The sequence below is a fragment of the Kribbella sp. NBC_00709 genome (assembly GCF_036226565.1).
Classification (GTDB): domain Bacteria; phylum Actinomycetota; class Actinomycetes; order Propionibacteriales; family Kribbellaceae; genus Kribbella.
Window position 1 is genome coordinate 2,729,625 of record NZ_CP108996.1, and the last position, 21,248, is coordinate 2,750,872.

Annotated in this window: 26 protein-coding genes and 1 riboswitch; of the genes, 12 read left to right on the top strand and 14 right to left on the bottom strand. The window is 68.3% G+C overall.

Annotated elements, in window-relative coordinates; all coding sequences use genetic code 11:
• The first annotated feature begins 67 nt into the window (after nt 1-67).
• The 5 genes from OHA18_RS13355 to OHA18_RS13375 are packed head-to-tail and all read left to right on the top strand — an operon-like array spanning nt 68 to nt 5,095.
• Nucleotides 68-1,090, top strand: a complete 1,023-nt coding sequence (locus OHA18_RS13355) for an ABC transporter ATP-binding protein (RefSeq protein ID WP_329004374.1) — start codon at nt 68-70, stop codon at nt 1,088-1,090.
• Nucleotides 1,087-1,899, top strand: coding sequence for an ABC transporter permease (locus tag OHA18_RS13360; protein ID WP_329004375.1), 813 nt, complete (start codon nt 1,087-1,089; stop codon nt 1,897-1,899). The genes OHA18_RS13355 and OHA18_RS13360 overlap by 4 nt, the downstream gene beginning before the upstream one ends.
• Nucleotides 1,896-2,729, top strand: coding sequence for an ABC transporter permease (locus OHA18_RS13365; RefSeq protein ID WP_329004376.1), 834 nt, complete (start codon nt 1,896-1,898; stop codon nt 2,727-2,729). Before OHA18_RS13360 ends, OHA18_RS13365 begins: the two co-directional genes overlap by 4 nt.
• Before the next feature lie 18 nt (nt 2,730-2,747).
• Nucleotides 2,748-3,857 (top strand): DNA polymerase IV, encoded by a 1,110-nt coding sequence (locus OHA18_RS13370; protein WP_329004377.1) that lies wholly within the window; start codon nt 2,748-2,750, stop codon nt 3,855-3,857.
• Nucleotides 3,858-3,889: 32 nt separating this feature from the next.
• On the top strand, nt 3,890-5,095 hold the full coding sequence (locus OHA18_RS13375) for a Fic family protein (RefSeq protein WP_329004378.1): 1,206 nt from the start codon (nt 3,890-3,892) through the stop codon (nt 5,093-5,095).
• Nucleotides 5,096-5,137: 42 nt separating this feature from the next.
• Here OHA18_RS13375 and OHA18_RS13380 read toward each other — a convergent pair whose 3' ends face one another.
• The 4 genes from OHA18_RS13380 to OHA18_RS13395 all read right to left on the bottom strand — a co-directional run bounded on the left by OHA18_RS13380 (nt 5,138) and on the right by OHA18_RS13395 (nt 7,986).
• Entirely contained in the window at nt 5,138-5,344 is a 207-nt protein-coding gene (locus tag OHA18_RS13380) for a hypothetical protein (RefSeq protein WP_329004379.1), read from the bottom strand.
• Between the two features lie 111 nt (nt 5,345-5,455).
• Nucleotides 5,456-5,995 carry a phosphotransferase family protein gene (locus OHA18_RS13385; RefSeq protein WP_329004380.1) on the bottom strand — a complete coding sequence of 180 codons (540 nt, stop codon included), beginning with the start codon at nt 5,993-5,995 and terminating at the stop codon, nt 5,456-5,458.
• Nucleotides 5,996-6,017: 22 nt separating this feature from the next.
• Complete coding sequence (locus tag OHA18_RS13390) at nt 6,018-6,857, bottom strand: amidohydrolase family protein (RefSeq protein ID WP_329004381.1); 840 nt, start codon at nt 6,855-6,857, stop codon at nt 6,018-6,020.
• A gap of 40 nt (nt 6,858-6,897) precedes the next feature.
• Nucleotides 6,898-7,986, bottom strand: a complete 1,089-nt coding sequence (locus OHA18_RS13395) for a mandelate racemase/muconate lactonizing enzyme family protein (RefSeq protein ID WP_329004382.1) — start codon at nt 7,984-7,986, stop codon at nt 6,898-6,900.
• Nucleotides 7,987-8,126: 140 nt separating this feature from the next.
• Between OHA18_RS13395 and OHA18_RS13400 the strand changes: the two genes are divergently transcribed.
• From OHA18_RS13400 to OHA18_RS13425, 6 genes are all read left to right on the top strand, one after another.
• Nucleotides 8,127-8,822: a GntR family transcriptional regulator gene (locus tag OHA18_RS13400; RefSeq protein WP_329004383.1), complete on the top strand. Its 696-nt coding sequence runs from the start codon at nt 8,127-8,129 to the stop codon at nt 8,820-8,822.
• 16 nt (nt 8,823-8,838) lie between these two features.
• Nucleotides 8,839-9,690 (top strand): fumarylacetoacetate hydrolase family protein, encoded by an 852-nt coding sequence (locus OHA18_RS13405; RefSeq protein ID WP_329004384.1) that lies wholly within the window; start codon nt 8,839-8,841, stop codon nt 9,688-9,690.
• 33 nt (nt 9,691-9,723) lie between these two features.
• Complete coding sequence (locus OHA18_RS13410) at nt 9,724-10,326, top strand: class I SAM-dependent methyltransferase (RefSeq protein WP_329004385.1); 603 nt, start codon at nt 9,724-9,726, stop codon at nt 10,324-10,326.
• Nucleotides 10,327-10,335: 9 nt separating this feature from the next.
• A complete protein-coding gene (locus OHA18_RS13415; protein ID WP_329004386.1) occupies nt 10,336-10,713 on the top strand; it encodes a VOC family protein in 378 nt (125 codons plus the stop codon).
• Between the two features lie 246 nt (nt 10,714-10,959).
• Nucleotides 10,960-11,220, top strand: coding sequence for a hypothetical protein (locus OHA18_RS13420; protein ID WP_329004387.1), 261 nt, complete (start codon nt 10,960-10,962; stop codon nt 11,218-11,220).
• Between the two features lie 138 nt (nt 11,221-11,358).
• On the top strand, nt 11,359-11,952 hold the full coding sequence (locus OHA18_RS13425; protein WP_329004388.1) for a hypothetical protein: 594 nt from the start codon (nt 11,359-11,361) through the stop codon (nt 11,950-11,952).
• Nucleotides 11,953-12,224: 272 nt separating this feature from the next.
• Here the strand turns inward: OHA18_RS13425 and OHA18_RS13430 are convergent, their stop codons facing one another.
• The 6 genes from OHA18_RS13430 to OHA18_RS13455 all read right to left on the bottom strand — a co-directional run bounded on the left by OHA18_RS13430 (nt 12,225) and on the right by OHA18_RS13455 (nt 15,824).
• On the bottom strand, nt 12,225-12,608 hold the full coding sequence (locus OHA18_RS13430) for a hypothetical protein (RefSeq protein WP_329004389.1): 384 nt from the start codon (nt 12,606-12,608) through the stop codon (nt 12,225-12,227).
• Between the two features lie 56 nt (nt 12,609-12,664).
• Complete coding sequence (locus OHA18_RS13435; protein WP_329004390.1) at nt 12,665-13,036, bottom strand: hypothetical protein; 372 nt, start codon at nt 13,034-13,036, stop codon at nt 12,665-12,667.
• Nucleotides 13,033-14,190 (bottom strand): alpha/beta hydrolase, encoded by a 1,158-nt coding sequence (locus OHA18_RS13440; protein WP_329004391.1) that lies wholly within the window; start codon nt 14,188-14,190, stop codon nt 13,033-13,035. Before OHA18_RS13440 ends, OHA18_RS13435 begins: the two co-directional genes overlap by 4 nt.
• Nucleotides 14,191-14,323: 133 nt before the next feature.
• On the bottom strand, nt 14,324-14,875 hold the full coding sequence (locus tag OHA18_RS13445; RefSeq protein WP_329004392.1) for a histidine phosphatase family protein: 552 nt from the start codon (nt 14,873-14,875) through the stop codon (nt 14,324-14,326).
• Nucleotides 14,872-15,621: a CbtA family protein gene (locus OHA18_RS13450; RefSeq protein ID WP_329004393.1), complete on the bottom strand. Its 750-nt coding sequence runs from the start codon at nt 15,619-15,621 to the stop codon at nt 14,872-14,874. The genes OHA18_RS13445 and OHA18_RS13450 overlap by 4 nt, the downstream gene beginning before the upstream one ends.
• A gap of 5 nt (nt 15,622-15,626) precedes the next feature.
• Nucleotides 15,627-15,824: a CbtB domain-containing protein gene (locus OHA18_RS13455; protein WP_329004394.1), complete on the bottom strand. Its 198-nt coding sequence runs from the start codon at nt 15,822-15,824 to the stop codon at nt 15,627-15,629.
• A 57-nt stretch (nt 15,825-15,881) separates the two neighbouring features.
• Nucleotides 15,882-15,948: riboswitch (cobalamin riboswitch) on the bottom strand.
• Nucleotides 15,949-16,128: 180 nt separating this feature from the next.
• Here OHA18_RS13455 and OHA18_RS13460 point away from each other — a divergent pair.
• Nucleotides 16,129-16,770 carry a LysE family translocator gene (locus tag OHA18_RS13460; RefSeq protein ID WP_329004395.1) on the top strand — a complete coding sequence of 214 codons (642 nt, stop codon included), beginning with the start codon at nt 16,129-16,131 and terminating at the stop codon, nt 16,768-16,770.
• A gap of 6 nt (nt 16,771-16,776) precedes the next feature.
• On the opposite strand, the gene OHA18_RS13465 is transcribed toward OHA18_RS13460, so the two are convergent.
• The 4 genes from OHA18_RS13465 to OHA18_RS13480 all read right to left on the bottom strand — a co-directional run bounded on the left by OHA18_RS13465 (nt 16,777) and on the right by OHA18_RS13480 (nt 21,232).
• Complete coding sequence (locus OHA18_RS13465; RefSeq protein ID WP_329004396.1) at nt 16,777-18,150, bottom strand: MFS transporter; 1,374 nt, start codon at nt 18,148-18,150, stop codon at nt 16,777-16,779.
• A gap of 29 nt (nt 18,151-18,179) precedes the next feature.
• Nucleotides 18,180-18,548, bottom strand: coding sequence for a DUF1304 domain-containing protein (locus OHA18_RS13470; RefSeq protein ID WP_329004397.1), 369 nt, complete (start codon nt 18,546-18,548; stop codon nt 18,180-18,182).
• A gap of 15 nt (nt 18,549-18,563) precedes the next feature.
• On the bottom strand, nt 18,564-19,472 hold the full coding sequence (locus tag OHA18_RS13475) for a phosphotriesterase family protein (protein WP_329004398.1): 909 nt from the start codon (nt 19,470-19,472) through the stop codon (nt 18,564-18,566).
• Nucleotides 19,473-19,534: 62 nt separating this feature from the next.
• Nucleotides 19,535-21,232 (bottom strand): DEAD/DEAH box helicase, encoded by a 1,698-nt coding sequence (locus OHA18_RS13480; RefSeq protein ID WP_329004399.1) that lies wholly within the window; start codon nt 21,230-21,232, stop codon nt 19,535-19,537.
• Between the last annotated feature and the right edge of the window lie 16 nt (nt 21,233-21,248).

The window sequence follows — 21,248 nt, forward strand, 5'->3', positions numbered from 1 at the left end:
GCGCGTTTGCGCGGTGGCGCTGCCCGGTCCGTAGTCAACCGACTCTTTCGAAAGCGGTGTTGCTTCCGTGACGCCTGTCCACGATCTGCCGCCTGTCATCGCGGCCCATGATCTGACCAAGACCTACACCTTCCACCAGCAGCGCGCCGGTCTCGGCGGGGCGCTGAAAAGCCTGGTGAGACGCACGTACGAGACCCGGCTCGCCGTCGACCGGGTCAGCTTCGGCATCAACCGCGGCGAGGTGGTCGGCCTGCTCGGGCCGAACGGCGCCGGCAAGACGACCACGCTGAAGATGCTGTCCGGCCTGCTCTACACGACCTCCGGCGACCTGGAGGTCCTCGGCCACACGCCGTCGGATCGCAAGCACGACTACCTGCGCCGGATCGCGCTCGTCATGGGCCAGAAGACCATGCTCTGGTGGGACGTCCCGGCGATGGAGAGTCTCCTGCTGCACAAGGACATGTACGGCTTGTCCACCGCGGAGTTCGACCACAACGTCGCCGAACTGGCGGAGCTGCTCGAGGTCGAGCATCTGCTGAACGTCCAGGTCCGCAAGACCTCGCTCGGTGAGCGGATGAAGCTGGAGCTGATGGCCGCGCTTGTCCACGGCCCGGAGATCCTGTTCCTCGACGAGCCGACGATCGGCCTGGACGTGGTCGCCAAGGCGCGGGTCCGGTCGTTCCTCGCCGACGTCAACCGGCTCCGCGGTACGACGATCCTGATCACCAGCCACGACATGGACGACATCGAGGCACTCTGCTCGCGGGTGATGATCATCGACCACGGCCGGCTGCAGTTCGACGGCGGCCTGGACGACCTGGTCCGGACGGCGCAACCGCGCAAGCTGGTGCGGGCGACGTACGCGACGCCGGTCGATGGCGGCCGGCTCGCCGGGCTGGACGGCGTAGCGGCCGTCGACCTGGACGGTCAGACGGTGAAGCTCGAGGCCGATCGGGAGCGGGCCGGCTTCGTCATGGAGCAGCTCACCCGGCTCGGCCCGCTGGTCGACCTCGATGTCGCGGACGCGGACATCGAGGACATCATGCGTGACCTGTTCCTCCGCCGCAGCACCTTGGGGGACGCGTCATGAGCACGCTGACCCGCAACCTCCGCGTCGTACGCCGGATGACGGCGGCCGAGATCGCGCAGCAGTCCGTGTACCGCGGCGCGTGGATCATCTTCATGCTGGCCAACATCTGCATGCCGATCATCTCGTTGCTGATCTGGCGGACCGCGCTCGCGAACGGCGCCCAGCTCCCGGTCGACGAGCGGTACATCACGACGTACTTCGTGCTGCTCGGGTTCGTCACGATGGCGACGTCGTCGTGGATGGCGGCGTTCCTCGCCAACGACATCCGGCTCGGCAAACTGTCCAGCTGGATGGTGCGGCCGGCGTCCTTGCTGGTCAAGTTCGTCGCGAACAACCTGTCGGAGAAGTTCCTGAAGCTGTTCGCGCTGGTGCCGATGATCGGCATCGTCTGGTGGATCTTCCGCGACTCGATGAACATCCCGGCCGGCGCCGGCCGGTGGGCGCTGTTCGCGGTCAGCATCGTGCTCGGCGCGATCCTGGTGTTCACGATCGACATCCTGATCGCGGCGCTGGCGTTCTGGATGGACGACGTCGGCGCGCTCGTGCAGGCGCGGGTGATCATCGCGAGTGTGCTGTCCGGCGCCGTCGTACCGCTGGCGTTGATGCCTTCGTGGTCGCGAGGGTTCGTCGACCACCAGCCGTTCCGGTACACGGTGTCGTTCCCGGTCGAGATCGTCGCCGGTCAGCTGACCGGCCGCGACCTACTGGCCGGGCTGGGGATCCAGCTCGGGTACGTCGTCGTGCTCGCAGTGATCGCGCGGCTCGTCTGGGCGGCGGGGCTCCGCGCCTACTCGGCGGTGGGCGCATGAGCACGCTCACCGAACCGCTTGACAGGAACTGGCTGCAGAAGCAGTGGCGGCACGTCCGGTTGTGGCGGCGGTTCTTCGCGCAGGCTGTGGTCCGCGAGACGCACTACCGCGCGCATTTCCTGACCACGCTGCTCGTGGGTCTCGTGCAGCTGGGGCTGGGGATCGTGCCGACGTTGCTGCTGTTCGGGTTCACCCAGGACGTGCACGGGTGGTCGCGGGCCGAGGTGATCGCGCTGGTCGGCGTGTACCAGATCGTCACCGGGCTGATTGCGACGTTCGTCGCGCCGAACATGAACCGGATGACGTCGTACCTCACCGAGGGCGAACTGGACGTCGTCCTGCTGCGGCCGGTGTCGAGCCAGTTCTACCTGACCCTGCGGTGGATCAACGTGGCTGAGCTGACGAACGTTGCCAGCGGCATCGTTGTGCTCGTGATCGGGCTGGTGCAGTCCGATCTCGCTCCCGGCGTCGGGCAGGTGTTGCAGGCGGTCGTGCTGGCCGGCTGTGGGTTGGTGCTGCTGACGGCAGTCTGGTCGGCGATGTCGTTCCTGGCGTTCTGGCTGCAATCGGTGGGGCCGATCGGGGTGGTCTACCTGAGCATGGTCGAGGCCGGGCGGTACCCGTTGGTGTTCTTCCCGGTCGCGGTGCGGACGTTCCTGACGTTCGCGTTCCCGGTGGCGTTCGCGACGACGTTTCCGGTGCGGGCGTTGGCCGGCGATCTGAACTGGTGGCCGGTTGCGCTGGGAGTGGCGCTCGCGGTAGTGGCGATGACACTAGTTCGGTTGTTATGGCGGCGCGGGCTGCTGACGTACTCCAGTGCGTCGAGCTGATGTGGTTACCTGTGCGGTATGAGCTGGTGGGTCCTGCACGTGGACATGGATCAGTTCATCGCGGCCGTGGAGATCCGGCGGCGGCCTGAGCTGCGTGGGCTACCTGTCGTGGTGGGCGGGTCCGGCGATCCGACCCAACCACGGCAGGTGGTCGCCACAGCGTCGTACGAGGCGCGCGAGTACGGCGTACATTCCGGGATGCCGGTGCGGGCGGCGTACAAGAAGTGCCCGCAGGCGGTGTTCCTGCCGTCGGACCCGGCGGCGTACGAGGCGGCGTCCGTCGAGGTGATGGACGCCCTCCGCGCGTTCCCGGTCGTGGTCGAGGTGTGGGGCTGGGACGAGTGCTTCGTCGGCGCCGAGACCGACGACCCCGAGGCGCTGGCCGCCTCGCTGCGCGCCGCCGTGGAGGCTCAGACCTCGCTGACCTGCGCGGTCGGCATCGGCGACAACAAGACGCGCGCCAAGCTGGCCACCAACTTCGCCAAACACACCCGCTCCCACGCCGAACCCTTCACCGGCGCCGGCGAAGGGTCCTCGGCCGGCATCTACCGACTCACGGCCGCCAACTGGCGCGAGGTGATGAACCACCGCCCGATCCGCGATCTCTGGGGCATCGGCAGCCGGATGGAGAAGAACCTCAACGAACTCGGCATCACCACCGTCGCCGACCTCGCCGCCGCGGACGTCGAGGCCCTCAAGCAACGCTTCGGCCCCAAGATGGGCGCCTGGTACGCCGCCCTCGGCCGCGGTCTCGGCGACACCCAGGTCACCGACGTCCCGCGCGAACCCGTCTCCCGCAGCCACGAGGAGACCTTCGCCGCGGACCTGGTCGAGCTCCCCGACATCCAGCGCGAACTCCGCCGCATCGCCGAAGAGGTCACCCGCGAGGTCGTCGCCGACGGCCGCACGATCCAGCGCGTCTGGGTGAAGCTCCGCTTCATCAGCTTCTACACCCCGATCAAGAGCCGCAAACTCAAGTCCCCGACCCAGGACCCGGACGTCATCGCCGCCACCGCCCTCGCCCTGCTGGAAAAGTTCGAGATCCGCCGCCCCATTCGCCTCCTCGGCGTCCGCGTCGAATTCGTCCCGCCGACCGACGTCGCGCCTCCAGCCGAGCGGCGTATATAACTTTATTCCAGAAAAGTTGTATAGTGGCCGGCGTGAACCAACCCGCAGACACCCAGTTGTCGGTCGGCTGGGAGCGCTGCACCTGGGACGGGGCCGACACCCCGATGTCCCGTCGCGAACGGGCAGAGGCGCAGGGCCCGTACCTCGCGGCGATCCCGCCGGCGATCTCAGGCATGGACTTCGACATCCCGTCCGCGCTCGCCACCGAGGCCGAGGACGCGCTGGTCGAGATCTCCCACTTCGACGGCGAACTGGCCAACTCCCTTCCGCGAGCTGACGCAGAGCTCGCCCCACTCGCCGTCGTCCTGCTGCGCACCGAGTCGGCATCGTCCTCGCAGATCGAAGGTGTCACCGCAGGGGCGAAGGCCTTGGCCATCGCGACCCTGAACGAGTCGTCGGGCCAGAACGCCCGAATGGTCGCCGCCAACGTCGAGGCCATGCAGAGGGCGATCGCCCTGGCAGACAACCTCAGTACCGGCTCGATCATCGCCGCTCACCGCGCCCTGATGCATGGCCAGGCCTCTGCGGGTCCTGGGCGACTGCGGGACGGCCAGGTTTGGATCGGAGGCGGTCCGACCCCCCACACCGCGACGTTCGTCCCGCCCCGGCACGAGCGCGTCCCGGCGTTGATGGACGATCTGGTCGCCTTCTGCAAGCGGACCGACATCCCGGTCCTCACCCAGGTCTCGATCGCCCACGCTCAGTTCGAGACGATCCACCCGTTCAACGACGGGAACGGCCGTACCGGCAGAACTCTGGTCCACGCGATGCTGCGCCGGTCCGGCGTGACGCGGCGTCTGACCGTCCCAGTCTCGGCCGGTCTGCTCACCGATACCGAGGCTTACTTCGCTGCGCTCGGATCGTACCGGCAAGGCAACCCCTCGCCGATCATCACGCAGTTCAGCCGTGCCTCCTTCGCCGCGGTCGGTAACGGACGGCGCCTGGTCGCCGACCTCACCGAGATCTACGCCGGATGGCAGCACAATCTCCCATCACGAAAGGGCTCGGCCGCCCGTCGGCTCCTACCGCACCTGCTCAGCCAGCCCGCTGTCGCCGTCAAACACATCCAGCAGCACCTGGGTGTCTCACAGCCGGCCGCACAACGTGCCGTCGACCAGCTGGTCGAGGCCGGAATCCTGAAGCAGATCTCGACTGGAAAGCGTGATCGGGCGTGGATCGCGCGTGAGGTGATCACCGCGCTCGACAACTTCGCAACTCGCTCCGGCCGCCGTGGCTAACGCCGCTCATCGAGGCGGCGGCCAGGAGCACGGAGGAGAGCCTCAGCCGAGCTCGGTGAGGATCTTCGTCATTGCTTCGTAGGATTCGCGGACGGCTTCGGGCTTGGTGAGGCGGAGGCGTTCGAGGCGGAGGGCGGCTAGGTGGCGGGCCTCGTAGATGCTGGCTCGCCAGAGGGCGGCGGGTGAGCAGTCCAGGGGGCCGTACGACTCCCAGAAGGCTTCTCGTTCGTCGGATTTGGCCTGGGCCATCCGGATGGTCCAATCGGCGGCGGGATCGCCGAACTCGGCTCGGTCGAAGTCCAGGACCCCGGAGATCAGGGGCTCGGGCGCGGCGGGGTCCAGGTCGTCGGCGATCTGCGTTTAGGACGCGATCAGGATCTCACTCCAGGACTTGTACGCCGGGCCGCCGTCCACCCGGCCGAAGTACGGTCCGCGTACGTCGTGGATGGAGCGGGCGATCGCGCCGAGCTGCCGGAAGAACGTCGTACGCCCCGACCGTGGGTACTGACCCAGACCCTCCGGCGCCGGGATCCCGGGCAGGCAGCTCTGGATCATCCAATCGCGGTCGACGAGGTCGTGCGACCAGTCCGCGGCCAGCACCCGCGGCATCAGTTCCGCAACCACCGCCAGCCAAGGCGTCGCGGCGTACTCGTTCCGCATCACCCGCCACTCGGACCCGAACTGGTCCTCCTCGGCCGGCGCGAATCGCAGGATCACCGGCTCGGTCCGCCCGCCGAACTCCACGCGGTAGACGTTGTTGTACGCCCCCAGTCCCAGCTCGACAGCAGCCGTCGGCGCGGTGCCCGGCCCGAACGCCCGCCGACAGACCGCCTCGATCTCGGCAGCGCTCACCGACTGCTGAAACGCCCCGACCTCACGCTCAACCGCCCGAAGCTCCATGCCCCAATCCTCGGTGAGCCGCCTACAGGTTGTATGTGCGGGTGGCGGTGGTGGTGAAGATTGCCTCGCGGTCTGTGGGCGTGAGGTTGGCGGTGAGGGTCTCGGCGGCTTCGACGACCTGGTCGTAGGAGGCGGACAGGAGGCAGACGGGCCAGTCGGAGCCGAACATGACCCGGTCCGGGCCGAAGGCATCCAGTACTACGTCGGCGTACGGCTGGAGGTCCGCCGGCTTCCAGGTGGTCCAGGGGGCCTCGGTGACCATGCCGGAGAGTTTGCAGGTGACGTTCGGGAGGGCGGCGAGCTCGCGGAGCTGGGTGGCCCAGGGGTCCAAGGGTTCGCCGATGACCGGCTTGGAGATGTGGTCGACGACGAAGCTGAGTTGCGGCAGGTTGCGGGCGGTTCGGATCGCAGCGGGGAGCTGAGGTGTCCTGGTGAGGAGGTCGTACGCGAGGCCGGCGTCCGCAATGGCAGTCAGACCGCGTTGTACGTCGGGGCGCAGCAGCCAGCTGTCATCCGGCTCGTCGTGGACCTGGTGGCGGATCGCCTTCAAATAAGATCCGTCGGGACGGGAGAGCAGCCCGTCGAGCGCCTCGCCAACATCTTCGGCGGTCACGTCGACCCAACCGACAACACCTGCCACCAGATCGTTGCTGGCGGCAATCTCCAGGAACTCGACGGTCTCGTCGACCAGCCCGACCGTCTGCACCAGCACTGTCGACGTGATGTCGGCCGCGGCGGCGAGCGGTGCGAGGTCCTCGATCGAGAAGTTCCGCCGGATCGGATCCAACTCCGGGCCCACCATCCACGTCTGCTCGCGAACGCCCAGATCCCAGACGTGGTGATGCGCATCAACTCGACTCATGCTGCACTTGTCCCCTCGGCGTTGATGACATGTCGGCCCATCATCCGACACGCCGATCGTCAATCGCGTCCTGGTCCCAATCGATCCCCAGACCGGGTACGTCGGGCGCCACCGCTTGGCCGTCGACCACAGCCATCTCGGAGCGCGTGATCGCCCGCAGTTGCGGGATGTGCTCGACGTACCGGCCGTTCGGCACCGCAGCGGTCAGACTGACGTGCAGCTCCATCAGGAAGTGCGGACAGACCTCGAGGTTGAACGTCTCGGCCAGATGCGCGACCTTCAGCCACGGACTGACCCCACCGATCCGCGCCACATCCACCTGCACGATCCCGGCACCGCCTGCAGCGACGTACTCCCGGAACTGCGATACGGAGTACAGCGACTCGCCCACAGCGATCGGGATCGACGTGGACTCGGCCAACCGCACGTGTCCGGTCACGTCGTCGGCCGGCAGCGGTTCCTCGAACCAGGACAGGTCAACCGCTTCGAATGCAGCAGCCCGGCGCTTCGCCTCGGCGTACGTCATGGACTGGTTCGCATCGACCATGATGTCCATCGACGGGCCTACCGCGTCCCGCACTGCCCGCAGCCGCTCCACGTCCTCATGGACGCGCGGTTTGCCGACCTTGAGCTTCACACCGGGCCACCCGGCCTTCTGCGAGGCCAGTGCACCAGCGACGAGCTCATCGGTTGTCAGGTGCAACCAACCGCCCTCGGTGTCGTACAGCGGCACCTGCTGCCGATAACCGCCGGCCAGTCGCCACAGCGGCTCGCCGGCCCGCAGACAGCGCAGGTCCCAGAGTGCGGTGTCTACGGCCGCCAGCGCGAGTGAAGTGATCGCACCGACCGTGGTCGCGTGCGTGGACCAGAACAGGTCGGACCAGAGCGCTTCGACGTTCCGCGCGTCCTTGCCGACCAGTCTGGGCAGCAGGTGGTCCCGCAGCAACGCCAGTACGGCGGTGCCACCAGTGCCGATCGTGTACGAGTACCCGAGGCCGGTCAGCCCGTCAGTTGTCGACAAGGAGACGAAGATCGTCTCCTGCTTCAGAAACGCTTGTACGGCGTCGGTGCGTACCGTCTCGACCTCGAGATCGACCAGGTAGGCCTCAGCCTTGGTGATCGTGCTCACTGGCAGCTCAAGACGGTCCGGCGAACTCTGATCACCATGGGGCGGCTCCAGATCCTATAGGATATTGCGTACCTGATGCTCCCGCTTCACACTGGAGCCGTCAAGTGTGGGGCAGAATGATGCTTCCGGGAGGAGTGACAGTGACGGATGCGCATGTGGGCCTGGCGGGCCAGCTCGCCCGCCTGCCCCAGCGACAGGTGCTGAGCGACGACGTGTACGAGACGGTCAAGGGCCTGATCATGGACAGCGTGGTCGAGCCGGGCACCCGGCTGAACATCGACGCGCTGACCCGCGAGCTGGGCATCTCGCAGACCCCGATCCGGGAGTCGCTGGCCCGGCTGGAGTCCGACGGCCTGGTGATCAAGGAGCCGCTCCGCGGGTACCGGGTGTCGTCCCGGCTGACCCGTGATGAGTTCGAGGACCTGTTCGAGTACCGGCTGCACATCGAGCCGTGGGCGGCCGGGCGAGCCGCTGAGCGGGCCGGCTCCGACGACCTGGCCCGGCTGAAGGCCGAGATGCTCAGCTACACCGACGTACCGGACCGCCCGTCGTACGAGAGCTATCGGGCGATGGCGGCGCACGACCAGCGGTTCCACGACCTGGTCCTGGAGCTGGCCGGCAACGAGACCGCCCGGCTGTCCTTCCAGCGGACACACTGCCACCTGCACCTGTTCCGCCTGTACTACGGTGGCGGCATCGCGACGAAGGCGTTGCGAGAGCACAAGGTAGTGGTGACCGCGGTCCGCAAGGGCAACCCGGAGGAGGCGGCCGCGGCGATGCGGTCGCACATCGAAGCCTCGCGCGCCCGCCTGCGGCCCATCTTCGATCAAGACTGATTCAGGGGAGACACCTGTGGAACTGCTCCGCCTCGGGGCAGTCGGCGAGGAGCGCCCGTACGTGCGCGCCGCCGACGGCACCGTTCACGATCTGAGCTCTGTCACTGCCGACATCGACGGCGCCTTCCTCGCCGCCGACGGCATCGCCCGGACCCGCGCGGCGCTCGAGGCCGGCTCGCTGCCGGTGGCCGGCACCGAGGGTCTGCGGGTCGGCGCGCCGATCGCCCGGCCGGGCGCGGTGGTCTGCATCGGCATGAACTACGCGGCGCACGCGGCCGAGGGCGGCGCCGAGCCGCCGAAGCAGCCGATCGTGTTCTTCAAGCACCCGAACACCGTCGTCGGCCCGAACGACGACGTACTCGTCCCGCGCGGCTCCACCAAGACCGACTGGGAGGTCGAGCTCGCCGTCGTCATCGGCAAGCAGGCCCGGTACGTCGAGACCGACGAGGAGGCGCTCGCCTGCGTCGCCGGGTACACCGTCTCCAACGACGTGTCCGAGCGCACCTTCCAGATCGAGGTGTCCGGCGGGCAGTGGTCCAAGGGCAAGTGCTGCGAGACGTTCAACCCGCTCGGTCCTGCGCTGGTGCCGGCTGACGAGATCTCGGATGTGCAGGGCCTTCGGCTGAAGTCGTGGGTGAACGGCGAGCCGCGGCAGGACTCGAGCACCGCGGACATGATCTTCTCGGTGGCGGCGCTGATCCGCGACCTCTCGCAGTACATGGTGCTGAGCCCCGGCGACATCGTGAACACCGGTACGCCGGAGGGCGTGGCCCTGTCCGGCCGGTTCCCGTACCTGTCTCCCGGCGACACGATGGAGCTGGAGATCGACGGGCTCGGCCGGCAGACGCAGTCCCTCGGCAAGGCCTGAAAACTGTCCCCGGCCGGCTCTAGGGTCGGCCGGGTGACAGACTTCCTGGCCGACATCCGCACTTCCTACGACACCGTCGCCACCTCGTACGCCGACCTCGTGGTGGACGGCGCCGACTGGGAGGACGGTGCCTTCGACCTGCTCGCGAAGCTCGTCGCGGGCAGCGGACGGACCGTGCTCGACGTCGGCTGCGGACCGGGACGGACAACCGGCCTGCTGGCCAGGCGCGGTCTCCAGGTGACCGGCATCGACCTGTCGCCCGGGATGATCGAGGTCGCCCGCCGCGACCACCCGGACCTCGACTTCCGCGTCGGCACCATGACCGCGCTGGAGTTCGGCGACGGCTCCGCCTCGGGTGTCGTGTCCTGGTGGTCGATCATTCACCTGCCCCGCGACGTCGTACCTCAGGCCTTCGCCGAGTTCTACCGGGTGCTCGCTCCCGGCGGTGTCCTGCTGATGGGTTTCCACGTCGGCGAGGAGACCACCCACAAGACGTCCGGATACGGCGGCCATCCGATGAACATCCACGTCCACCGCTGGACCGCGCCCGCCCTCACCGACCTCGCGGTCGCCGCCGGCTTCGCGCCGTACCTGGCGACCGAAATTCCCGGCGACCGCCTGGTCTTCCAGAAGTAACCTCTGCGCATGACTTCCCGCGTGCGAACGGTGACGTTCGATACCCACAACCCGTACGAGCTGGCCGGCTTCTGGCTGCAGGTCCTCAAGGCCGACCGCCCCGACGACGACCACCCCGGCGACCCGTACGCCGCCGTGGTGACCGACTCCGTCACGCTGCTGTTCGAACAGAACAACGACGAGAAGGCCGTCAAGAACCGCCTCCACCTCGACCTCGAGCCCGACACCACCCGCGACGAAGAGGTCGCCTGGCTCCTCACCCTCGGCGCCACCATCTACGCCGACCACCGCGAACCCGACGGCACCGGCTGGGTCATCATGCACGACCCCGAAGGCAACGAATTCTGCGTACTCCGCAGCGCGGCCGAACGCGCGGCAACCAGCTGAACTGCGGTCGACCCCGCGGGTGCGCGCTACCGCGCGGTCGAAGACTTGGTCGGCGTCTGTCGGGTGCCGGGCTGTGGTCATGGGGAGACCCTCGAAGGAACGATTGAAACGGGACCGCTTCCGGTGGATGGCCCTCGTTGACCCGCCCAGCTGATTGCCGAGGTGACGCTCAGCCGCTTGCTGCGACTGGACTACTAGGGTACTTTGGTACTTGACCACCTTGGCTAGGCGACAGGGGAGGCTGAGATGGCTAACGCCCCGATCAAGGTTGACGCACGCACTGACAAGCTCATCACGCATGCCGCGCACTTCCTCGGCACATCCAAGAAGGATGTCGTCGATGAGGCGGTGCGCGAGTACATAGAGAACCATCGCGACCAGATCCAGCGCGGTGTCCTAGAGGCTCTCGGCCAACTGGACGGCACCGCAGCAAGTTCTGTCCGCCTACTGACCAATTTGTCAACGGCCGAGCTAGATGACATCGGTGGGGTGGATGAGCCAAACTAGCTGAATCGCGCAATGGGGGAGACCAAATGCGCAGAACATCAGCTACCAAAGGCTCTGATTCATGACGGCCGCCGAACAAGGTGGCGTGCGGCCGACCAAGCGTTGCCTCACGGACATCGGATTAAAATTTCCGTCGTCATGAACTATCGCGGCGCTGCGACGAAGCTGGGGTCTGAGGACACCAGCCACCTGGAACTGCTCACCGCAACTGACGCGTGGTGGTGGATCTGCGCTGCAGGCGAGCGGAAGTCAGACAGTAGAACCGACTTCTACAAGAGCATCGAGGCCGAAGCCTCTCGCGCAGGAACGGGCAGCGGGCACGTCAGCACTGCCCATCTGTTGCCTCAAGAGATCGACTTCAAGCGACTAGACGCCGAGATCGCTCTGCAAGCGAGCCGTGCTATCAGAGACCTCACACGCCGGCTGATCTATGACTCCCTCACCAGCGGGAAGGTCGTCAGCGCGGAGTTCTCGAACTACGTCCTCAAGGCATGCGTGCGAGCGCGTGAAGAAGAGGCATACCTTGCGATCGCTGCGGAAGGATTCATCAACCCGGCGATCCTGGCGATCGTTCTTGACGCCGTTCCAGACATACCTCACGAAGACTGGCAGATAGAACCAGGCGGCGCAATGGGCGTAGACGTTGCCTACGGCCAGATCGTATTTTCGACCGTCATTCCGCCTACGGCACAAGCCCAGATCGTCGAATTGTTCGCTGACTCCCCTGAGTAGGACGCGACGCGTCGCAGGAGTAATACGCGGTTTCCGCCACAGCAGCCGGTTCGCTGACAGTGGTCACACGCGACCGCGGTACCCACAACCAGGCTCAACTCACAAGGAGCGCCGACCAGGCCCTCACCCCGGGCGGCAGCCCGCAAGCTCCCGCGGCAGCCGGGACGGATGCACCGGCGCTGAGCCGGGGGTGGGTGGGAAGCGGGCGTAGCAGGCGCGCCGAGGAGCGTAGCGACGAGAGGGCGGCTGCATAGCGCGGGTCGACGTACCGGCTAGAGGTCGTCGACGTACGGGGTTTGACCGGTGAAGGTCAGGCGCCAGTCGGTGGTGTGGGCGTCGACGGTCAGGTCGTAGCCCTGACGGCGGGCGGTGAGCTGGTGGTGGTTGTCGGTCACGTCGGAGACGGTGACCTTCCAGCCGCGGGCCTCGAGGGTTTCGGCGGTGAAGCTGATCTTCGCCACCGGGTCGGGGGTGGTGGGATCGCCGGTCTGGACCGTGATCGTGCAGACGGACTCGCGGCCGCGGTCGTCGGAGAGGGCGCCCTGATTGGCCGGGCCAACGTCCTGGGTGACCCTCGGTGTCTGGTCCGGCACGACGATCGCCGCCACCGCCAGGAGCTCCGAGCGGAGGTAGTTGCGGGCTTCGGTCAGCGTCACGGTATCCGTGATACACCGTGCAGCCAACCCACGCGACACCACGCCGCGTTTTGGCGTCAAGAAACGAGCGGTGTCTCTCCGGTGAACGTTATCCGCCAGTCCGTCGCCCACGCGTGGACGGCGACCTCGAACCCGTCCCGCGTTGCCGCCAGGCGGTAATGACCGTTCTCTGGCGCGGAGACCTCCGCCGTCCACCCTCGGGACCGGAACGCCTCCGCCGCAGCATCGACGGCGGCCGCCGGGTCGGACCCCGAAGGATCGCCCGTCTCGACGCTGACCCGGCATACGGTGGCTGCGCCACGACCGTCGAACAGCACACCCGGGTTCACCGGTCCAGGGTCGTGCGTGACCACCGGCCGCTGATCGGGTACGACGGCTGCCGCCACCGCGACCAACTCGCCCCGCAGGAACTCCCGCCCGCCCGTCATCGCCGCGGCCCTTCCGCCCGCCGCCTTCGCGACACCCCGATCCCGCGAGCAGCGCCTTCCCCGCCGGCGGCAGCATCCAATTCAGCGCCGCTCTGGCGCCCGCCCGCACTTGATTCGGCCGCGGCTCGGGCGGAGTCTCGCGAAGGTCTGATGAGGGGCACGACACCGTCGTACACCTTCGACGCCGCTCCGGCGACTGCGTTCAACGGACCGCCCCACGAAGCGCCGAGAACCAGCTTCGTCTCGGCGAATCGGCTGGTGTCGGTCGTCGTGATCGAACCCAAGTCGCCGCGCACCACCCGCCCGATGTTGCGGAGCGCCTCGCTGTTCGGCCGGTAGTACTCGTTATGCCAGTGCACCGACACCGCCTCGTCGTTGGCGATCGGATCGTTCGTCGCCATCCGGATCGCGTCGGAGAACGTCGCCGGATCAGGCCCGTGCCATTCGGAGTACGCGACGTAGTCCCCCGGCGCGCGCTCGACGTACAGGCGGCTCGGCGGCTGGACGAAATCGGCGGCCTCGTCGACGTACTTCGTGATTCCCGGCGAACCGGTCATCACCACGCGCTTCGCCCGCCCGCCGGCCAGCAGCGCCTGACCGAGTACGTCGGTGCCGTAGGAGTGCGCGACCGCCGTGACCTCGGCGTCGGGCGCCTTCAACTCGTCGAGCTCGTTGAGGAACTCCGCTAACCGCGGCCCGCCCTCGAGCGCCGCGTCCTTGCTCGCGGCCTCCACCAAACCCTGGGGCGAGTCGTAGTCGAGCCACACCACCACAGCCGTGTCCGAAGGCCCGGCCTCCTGCCGGATCAGGTCGCCACGGTCAGACTGCCCGCGGAAGGTGTCCAGGCTGTTCCCCATCCCGGGGACGAGCACCGCGACGTTCTTCGCCTGCTGGACGTTGCCCAGCACCTCGACCGCACGGCCCTGCCCTTCCGGATCGACCTTGAGGAACTGGCGCGGCCGTTCGACCTCGACCACGTTGCCGTCGGCATCCACCTCGGTGGTGCTGACCGGGGTGAGCAGTTCCTTGACGGTGTCGAGCCGTCGCCGCTGGGCGTCGCTCGCCGTACCGGCGTCGACTGCCGCCTGCAGGCGGACGCGGGCAGCTTCCAGCAGCTCGAGATTGGCGCGGTACCGCTCAGCCAGGTCTTGCATGACATGACTCCCCGTGACAGCCGGTCACCTGGGCGTGAGACCGGACTGACCGCAGTCTGCCAGGCGACGAGGCCTCGCGCACCCGTCAATCAGTGATCTGTGGATATCGCCGGGGCAGAGCCTTGGCCGTCGTTCAGTGGAGAGCGAGGGACCAAGAACCGGCGTGCAGGGAGAGATTGACCGTGGCCAGCGGCCGCACGTCGACATGCCGGAGTGACTCCGCCGGGGCATCGACGACGTACAGCACGAGCGCCCGGACAACTGCCGGGTGGACGACCGCGATCACCGAACCGCGGTCGCCGTGGCGCTCGGCCAGGTCGCCCAGCCAGTCGGCGACGCGGGCGATCACGTCGTTCTCGGTCTCGCCGCCGGGTGTCGCGGTGTGCGGTCGCTCCAGCCACGCCGACACCTGCGACGGGTCGGTCCCGAGCAGGTCTTCCAGGTCGCGCCCGGCCCATTCGCCGTACTCACGGTCCCGCAGAGCCGCCTCCACGACCGGGTCGAACCCCAGCGCGGAGGCGGTCTGTACGGCGGCCCGCTCAGGCCCGGCGTACACGGCGTCGGCCGAGAGCTTCAGCTCGCGCACTGCCTCGACACTCGCCGGATCCGGCTCGGCGTCGCCGCCGAGCACGAGCCCACGCAGCGCGGGTGTCAGGGCGTGCGCGATCACTGTCAGAGCCGTCAAGCGGCAGCCACCTTCGTTCGGATCGGCCGGCGGTCGACCGCGGCCGCGTACCCGAACCCGAGCAGGAGCCACAGCGTCGCCTGCGTACCGAGCGAGGCGAACCGGAACTGCCAGAGCAGCGTAGCGGGGAACGTCTCCGGAACCTCGTTGATTCGCGGCAGGATCAGGTACGCCGCGACGACGGTCACGACCAGCCCGACCACACCACCCGCGAGGCGGGCGATGTCGCCGTACCGGGCGGCCCATCGGGACAGGGCGACGCCGGCCCAGACCGCGAGCAGGCCGATCACGAGGGTCAGCAGGTACGTGACGGTGCGCCGGGTGATCGTGTCCGGATCACCGACCGCCGGTGGATTCGGTGGATATTTGAAGAACGGAACCAGCACGATGCCGATGAACCCGGCCGCGGCCAGACCGAGCGCGGCGTACGCGTCGTTGCCGGTCCGGAGCTTGCGGCGGAGCAGCGTGAACGCCACGGCGAACATGCCGCCGAGCGCGACGCCGTACAGGCTGGTGGCGAGGAACAAGCCGGCCTTCTGGCCTTCGCGGCTGACGAGCGGCTTCTCTTCGGCGGCAGGCTCAGCGCTGTCGCCATGGTCATGTGAGTGCGCGGCGCCGGCTTCTTCGATCGCAATCGCCGCGTCGACACGCGGCTCGCCCATCACGTAGGCGAACGTTCCGGCCAGCAGGCCGGCGAAGAGTCCGACGATCAGTCCGCGCACCAGGAGCGATCCGAAGGTGCGCATGTCGTCTAGTGGCAGGGCACGCCGAGCAGGTGACGACCGTCGTGCATCAGCTCGTGCAGGTACATCCCGGAACGGGAGACCGCACCCTGGTCGAAACCGACCAGATAGGCGAGCAGAAGCATCAGGCCGACGCTGACCATCGCGGCGACGAGGAGCTTGGGCGAGAGCGCCGGTACGGCGACCGACTGGGCAGGAGCTGCCATCTGACTGAACCTCCTGGGGAAGTGCGCGTCCCCTTTAGAAAGGCTGCTGATGCCCGAGCGTCCTGACTTACGAGCCGAAACTCGCTCACAGTGGCGCGGCCGCGCCGGTCTCTCACCGGCTTCCCTCATGGCACCGCAGGTTGTCCCTCGAACCGTAGGGCCCAGCCCGGAGCCCGGTCAACGCGGTACGGCGCGCCGGTGATCTATCCCACCACGCCCGCGAGGCCGACCCCTTCGGGAAGCGGCCGTACCAGCCTGTGGATTTCCAGCTGCGGCGCGACGCCGTCGCATTTACTCTGGGGAAATGCCGTCTGCTCATCACCTGGTTGCGTTTGCGATCACCGCGTTCATCATCATCGTCGTTCCGGGGCCGAGTGTGCTGTTCATCGTCGGGCGCGCGCTCGCGGTCGGGCGTCGAGAAGCCGTGTTGACCATGGTCGGGAACACGCTCGGCGCCGCCGTCATGCTGGTTCTGATCGCGCTCGGGCTGGGCACGCTGATCGCGGCCAGTGCGATCGCGCTGACCGTGGTGAAGCTCGGCGGGGCGGCGTACCTGATCTATCTCGGCGTCCATGCGTTCCGGACCCGGAAGTCGCTGGCGGAGGCGCTCGCGGGCGAGGCGAAGCCCGGCAGTAGCCGGAAGACCGTGCGCCAGGGCTTCCTCGTCGGTGTGACCAACGCCAAGACCGCGGTGTTCTTCGCGGCCGCGCTGCCGCAGTTCGTGGACAAGGGTGCGAGCAGCCCGGCGTGGACGCAGATCCTGATCCTCGGGCTGATCTTCATCCTGATCGCGCTCTGCTCGGACAGCGTCTGGGCGGTCGTGGCCGGCACGGCGCGCGAGTGGTTCGCCCGCTCACCGCGCCGGCTCGAGCTGGTCGGCGGCACCGGAGGCCTGATGATCATCGGCCTCGGCGCCAGCATCGCAGTGACCGGCGCCAAGGAGTAGCGGGCGCTAAGCAGTAGTACGCCGACCCGCCAGCACACCGAGCAGCGCGAGGAACGCCGGGAACCCGAACGCCACCAGGTACGCCGTCACGGCGGAATGCGGTTCGATTGCCGCGAACAACGATCCGCCGATCGCCAGCACGGTTGCCGTGGACAACGAGTCGCTGAGCTGGGCCGCGGAGCTGTTCGCGCCCTGCTCGTCCCGCTCGGAGTACTCCAGGACCAGGACCGAGAGGGTCGGGAAGACGGTCCCCATCCCGAGCCCGGTCAGGCTCCAGCCGAGGACGCCGACGAGGACCGGGACGTGCGGGTCGAGCGTCAGGACCGCGGTGGCGATGCCCAGCACGATCAGCGCCATCCCGGCTTGCAGGAACACTCCGTGCGAGAACGGCTGGTTCGGCCGTCCGCGGTACCAGGACGCCGCCGACCAGCTCAGCGCGCTCACCGTCAGCACCAGACCCGCCAACGCCGGCGACAGCCCACGCTCCCGGGTGAGCATCAGCGGCAGGAAGACCTCAGCACCGAACCCGGACGCCGCGACCAGTCCACGCAACGCGACCACCGACGGCAGCCCACGCCCGAACACGAACGTCCCGGACGGCAGCAGGCGCGGTCCGAACGCGATCACGCCGGCCAGGCCGATCACCAACAGAACCACCTCGAGTACGCCGCGCTGCTGGCCGCCGTAGTGCAGCAGCCCGACACCAACCGCGGCCGCGACCGCCCACATCGCCCGCTTGTCCCACAGTTTCCCGGATCGCGGCTCGTGCTCGATGCCACGCGCCAGCCCGGGCCGCATCACCAGCGCAGCCGGGATCCCGATCACGGGTACGGCCAGGAACACGATCCGCCAGCTCGCGTGCTCGACGATCAGCCCGGCGATCGCGGGACCGACCAATGATGGAACCACCCACGCAGTCGCGAACGCCGCGAAGATCCGGGGACGCAGCCGCGCCGGGTACAGCTGGCCGACGACGACGTACAGCGCGACCGTCAGCAGGCCGGAGCCGAAGCCTTGGATGATCCGGCCCGCGACCAGGACTTCCATCGTCGGCGCGAGCCCGGCGATGACCAGTCCGAGCAGGAACCACGCCGTACCGTGCCAGAGCGGCCGGGTCGGGCCCTTCAGGTCACTCCAGGTGCCGGAGACAACCATCGCGACCACACCGGACGCGAGCGGGCCGCCGAAAGCGAGCGCATACAAGGGCAGACCGTCGAGCGCCTGCGCCACCGTCGGCATCGCCGTCGCGACCGCCAGCGACTCGAATGCGACAAGGGTGATCAGCGCAACCATGCCGACCGTCAGTGCGCGGTACTTCGGGGAGAGGACGCCACCCGTATCGGTGGCTGTTTCGGTGGCCGGCTCGGCAGCGATGGTCATGCCGAGAAGACTCCGTCCTCAAGTGCACTTTAAGTCAAGGCGGCCAGCACCAGGGCAACAATCGGTGGGACGGCCTGCGTGGCCGCGGCCCGGATCATCCGGCGATCCGAGGCGACGAGTACGACGCCGGCCCCGGCCATGCACGCGCAGGCGAACAGGGCGATGGCGTGGCCCTTGTCGCCACCCCAGATCAGACCGCCGAGCGCGCCGACCGCCAGGAACAGGTTGTAGAAGCCCTGGTTGAACGCCCACGGCCGCGCGGCCGCCATCTCGGTCTCGTCCTTGACCAGGAACCGCCGGTACGTACTCGGTTTCCGGAACAGCAGGCTCTCCATGGCGAACACAAGCACATGGAAGACCCCGGCAATCACCACGAAGACCTGCGCGATCACGCTCATGCCGGGAAGGTACCGCTACGCCCGCCAATCCGTGGTGAAGGCACGCGCTGGGTTGTTCCGGAACACGGCGTCCGCGATGTCCGCACCGAAGTACCGCGTGATCCGTGGCCGCAGGTGCGTCAGCAGGTACGGCATGCCCGGGCCTTCCCCGGTCGCGGCCCGCGCGCGAGCGGTCGTCGTGTCGCCGCCGAGCAGCAGCCGGTCGGCGTACCCGGCGTCGATCAGCGCGGCCAGGCAGTCCGTCATCCGCGGGTCGGTGGCGTTGTTGGCCCGCGACGGCCCGTCGAACGCCAGCCACGCTCCTCGCTCCGCCAACTCGAGGTGAACACGATGATCCGGGAAGCGGTTGAGGTGCCCGAGGATGACGGCACCCGGGTGTACGTCGAGCGTGTCGACGAGCAGATCGAGTACGGCGTCCGCGGCGGAGCCCAGCTCGTGGTGGATCGCGATCGATGCGTTCGTGGCGTGATGCGCGTCGGCCGCTGCCCGCATCACCAGCTCCGCGTGCGCGTCGAGAACGTGGAAACCGCTGGCCACCTTGATCAGGCCCGCGCGCACCTGGCTGTCGCCGATGCCGACCGTCAACTCGCGGACGAAGATCTCCGCCAGCTGATCCTGCACCTTGTCGACGAACCCCTCGGGGTAGTGCTCACGCCGATGCAGGCCGGTCGCTGCGACGACCGAAACGCCTGTGCCCGTTGAGATTCCGGGCAGTAGCTCGGCGCGCCGGTTCAGTCCGTGCGGAGTCCATTGCACGATCGCCTGACCGCCCGCGTCCGCGAACGCGCGTACCTCGGCCACTGCGGCGGCCTCGTCGTCCAGCTCCTGCCCAGGTAACGCGGCCGAGCGGAAGAACAGGTGGTCGTGCGAGTCACAAATACCGAGCGCGTCGGGCCTCAGGTCCCCCAGAACAGTACGAATCACGTAACTAACGTAACCGTTCCGGGGTGCCTGGACCCTGTCGTCTCGACGAGCGACCGGTGGTGTCAGCGACCTCGGCGGGAGCTACCGGCGCGCGAGCCCGCGGAGAACGCGGCGGCACCGGCCGGACGAGCCGCCGACCCCGGAGTACTCGTGGTGTAGCTCTTCGGGCCGCCCGAGCCGGCGCGGGATTTGGAGCGCCCGGAGCCCCGCGAGCCACCGGCCGCCTGGGCCATTTGGCCTGACCGCTTGCCCGTCGTCGGCTGAGCGGAGCCCGAAGCGCGCCGACGGCGGTTGCCTCGGCCCGATCCGTTGCCGCCCGAGCTCGCGACCCGTTCCGGCTGGACCGGCCTGGCCGCCGGCTCGACGTACGTGCGTTCGCCGGGGGCCAGCTCGGTCAGCAGCGGGTCGCCGGTGGTGAGCTTGGTGACGGTCGCAGCGATGCCGGCCTTGCGGGTCAGGTCGCGGACGTCGCGGACCTGGTCGTCGGTCATCAGCGTGACCACGGTCCCCTCGGCGCCGGCGCGCGCCGTCCGGCCGGAGCGGTGCAGGTACGCCTTGTGCTCGATCGGCGGGTCGGCGTGGATCACCAGGGTCACATTGTCGACATGGATGCCGCGGGCCGCGATGTCGGTCGCGACCAGGGTCTTCGCCGTCCCGTCCGAGAACGCCTCGAGGTTCCGCGTCCGGGCGCCCTGGGACAGGTTCCCGTGCAGTTCGACCGCGGGGACGCCCTGGGAGATCAGCTTCTTGGTCAGCGATTTGGCGCCGTACTTCGTCCGCGTGAATACCAGGGTGCGCCCAGGCGCCGCGGTCAGATCGACCAGCACCGGGAGCCGGGTGTCCGGCTGGACGTGCAGGACGTGATGCGTCATCTTGGCGACCGGCGAACGCGCCGAGTCGACGCTGTGCGTGACCGGGTCGGTCATGAAGCGCCGGACCAGAACGTCGACGCCGGCGTCCAGCGTGGCCGAGAACAGCAGCCGCTGCGCCGTGGCAGGGGTCGCTTCGAGGATCCGGCGTACGGCGGGAAGGAAGCCGAGATCGGCCATGTGGTCGGCTTCGTCGAGCACGGTGATCTCCACCGCGCCGAGCTTCGCGTGACCAGCCTGGATGTGGTCCTCGAGCCGGCCCGGGCAGGCGACGACGATGTCGGCGCCCTTGCGCAGGCCGTTGATCTGCGGGCCGTGCCCGACGCCACCGAAGATCGTCATCGACCGCAGGCCGAGCGTGTCCGCGAGCGGAGTGATCGAGGCCTGGATCTGGGTGGCGAGCTCACGGGTCGGCGCAAGGATCAGCGCCCGCGGCTGGTTCGGCCGGCGCTTGGCCGTGCTCGCGGCGAGTCGTGCCAGCACCGGCAGGACGAAGGCGTAGGTCTTGCCGGAACCGGTCCGGCCGCGACCGAGAACATCCTTACCGGCCAGGGAATCCGGCAACGTGGCCGCCTGGATCGGGAACGGGTTCGTCACGCCGGACGCGTCCAGTGCGGCGACCAGCGGAGCCGGTACGCCGAGCTCCGCGAACGTACGGTTGTCGAGGGCAACCGTCTCGACCGTGTCGAAATCATTGCTCTCGGCAACTACGACCTCGGTGGCCGGTTGGTTGTTGCGAGTGGCACCTGAACGGCGCCGGCGGCGCGGCCGAGTGGACGCGGCAGAGCCCGGCGCGGATGCGCCGGAGCCTTGCGTGGTCGCGCTCGGGGTGCGGCGCTGGGATGTGGACTGATTGGGCGTGGTTGTAGACGAGGGGCGGCGGGCCGCCATAGAAGTACTCCAAAAG